At 31.6% G+C, this 2,841-nt stretch carries 1 protein-coding gene; it reads right to left on the minus strand.

What is annotated here, in order from left to right:
* Positions 1–323 precede the first annotated feature (323 nt).
* Positions 324–2,841: PD-(D/E)XK nuclease family protein (locus tag PHC28_RS17885; RefSeq protein ID WP_300103716.1), on the minus strand; the 2,518-nt coding region annotated here is incomplete at its 5' end.

Here is a 2,841-nt window from a genome sequence, read left to right on the forward strand (position 1 = left end):
CAATTTCTAATAAATGATTTTTCAAAATAGTCTCTTTATCAAATTTAAAACAAAAGCACAAACCATTAAAAAAATAAAAGTAAAACACCAAGAATAAACCCAAAGCTGTATCCTAGAAATCTGATTATTGAAATAAAACACATACTCGTTTTTAGCATTAACTTCTTTGAAAAGCAAACTTAAAACAAAACCAAAACTGAGAACCGAATAATTAAAAGCTATCAATCCCCCAAAAAGAAAAACAAAAAAACTAGCAGCAAAATTAATCGCAAGAGTGCTTTTGAAAAACTCAAATACGTTACTCCATTTTTTATTCATTCCTTTTATACTATTTTCTCCTCAAAAGGAAGTGTTACATCCAATATTTCATTCAACAACAAAACAATCTGCTCCAAATAATTAGATTGTATCTCCTGATTAATAATAGAAACACTTTCCTTTTCTTCTTTAATATTAAAGGGCAAGAAACCTGACTTTAGGTTTTTAAAAGAAATAATTCCCGCCTCAATAGGCTTTCCTTTTGCGTTTTCTTCATACATATAGGCATATGCCAGAACCTGAATAATTTTATCGTTTTTGATATCATCCGTCAATCCTTTCCAGGATTTAAGAGTAACACTGGATTTCTCCACTTTCCCCGTTTTGTAATCAATGATTCTAATGGTGCCGTTTCGTTCTTCAATCCTGTCCACATTTCCTTTAATCAAAACAGGAAAGGGCAAACTTGGATGTTCAACCATTCTTTGGAACGTTTTTTCAAGCTCCAGAATCTTTATGGCATCTCCTTTTTTAATATTCTCTAATTCTACTTTCAGGAAGTTAAAAACATTACGTTTTGCTACTTCAAAAGCCAATAAATTTCGTCCTTTTTTTATTTCCCCTTCTTTGTAAACTACTTTAAATTGAATCAAAACTTCGGAATCAATTTTCTTAATGCAATTTTGAATATCAATTTCTGAAATAAACTTACCAATCAAAGGCTCGTATAAAACTCGTAAAGTCTCGTGTATAATTGTCCCCAAAGTATTCAAGGCAATATTTTCCTCTACCTCTTCTACTTCACTGATTCGTAAAATCTTTTGAAAATAAAACTGAATCGGATTCCGTATATAACTAGTCAACGCTGATGGGGAAAATCCTTTTTCTGCTATTTCTTTCAAACGCAACATCACCTTTTCCGATTTCGGAATTATCATAGCTGAATAAGCAGTATCTGGTAAAACTGCATTATAAATTTCGTGTGTTAAAATATGCTTGGGTTGTTTCTCTACCTCCAATTGGGTGATGAAACGACTGTTTTCCCCTGCATCCAGACCTTCACTTTCTGTATTATACAGTAAATAAATGTTTTTGGCACGTTGCAACAAATGATAAAAGTGATAGGTGTAGATAGCGTCTTTCTCTTTAAAAGTAGGCAATCCTAATTCACGCTTCACATCATAAGGAATAAAAGAGTTTTGTGATTTGCCCGCCGGAAATTTACCTTCGTTCATAGAAGTAATGATAACCGTTTCAAAATCCAGTACCCTACTTTCAAGAACACCCATAATTTGCAATCCGTTCAAAGGCTCCCCTTCAAAAGAAACTTCAGCCAGATCAATTACTTGTTTGTAAATTGCATGTAGTGTATCAATCGTGTCAATTGCTTTATGTTTGGAATAATAATTAATCAACTTATTGATTACTTTAAAAATAGCATAGACAAAAGTCTTGGTTATTTTTTCTTCTTCATTTTCATTACTTAAGTTATTCTTGACCTTCAGCAATAAACTAGAAATTATCTCTAAAACAGCAATCGAACCTTTCTCCCATTTTTGAAATACAAGCAAGAATAAATCACTGATATTATCATTTAATTCCAATAATTTATGATGACTGATAAAGGTGTAATTATTTTTGTTAATAATCCCAACCAAAGCACTAGTATTGGCATAGGACTCAATTAACGGATGAGTTAATATATCTAATACGTCCTTATAATAAAAAACATAACTACTATTGCTTCTAGACAATGCATTGGTATGCATCTTAAACAATTTAGCAATCAGAATTTGTGCTGGATTATTTTTACTAGAATACCCCATGGTAATATTCAAAGCTCCAACCGAATTTGGAAGAGAATACAACAATGGAATTAACAAATTTTCTTCCCCCAAAACAATAGCCGCTTTATCCAGTGTAGCATTGGGGTTTTCAATATTGATATTTTCTATAATACTTCCCGCAATCTTGGCTTGACCAATCGTTTTTGGTGTACCAATAATTTGAATGTTTTTTGAACTCGAAAAATCATCTACAATCCATTCAAAAGGATGTGACTTATAACGTTTCCAACTTTCTTTAAAACGACGTACAAACAAACCGGCATCATGATAAGGATCATTTAGAAACGTTTGATCGGCATCCCAATATATTTTTGCCTGATCTGAAGCAATAAGATGTTGAATTATCTTTTCCTCTGAAGCATTCAAGGCGTTAAAACCTGCAAAAATAAATTGTTTTCCTAGAATCGATTTTGAAAAGCTACTGGTGTTTTTTACAGCTTCTCGATAAATCAAACCTTGATAACCTATCCTTTTTTTAAGCAAATGTTCATATAAAGATTGATAGTATTTGGGTAATAATTTCCAAAAATCAATGTAGTTTTCAAGTAACTGCGTTTTATTTTCGACTTCAATTCCCCATTTCTTGATGTCTTCTATATCTTTTAAATACGATAAAACATGATTGGAGTCTAATAAATAACGGTCTATTTCATTAAAATCCTGTAATAGTGTTTTACCCCAATTGGCAAAAAGCTCAAAAGACTGCTGGTTATTTTTTTCTGATATAGACAAATAG

The sequence above is a fragment of the Flavobacterium sp. genome (genome assembly GCF_028712645.1).
In the GTDB taxonomy this organism is placed as follows: domain Bacteria; phylum Bacteroidota; class Bacteroidia; order Flavobacteriales; family Flavobacteriaceae; genus Flavobacterium.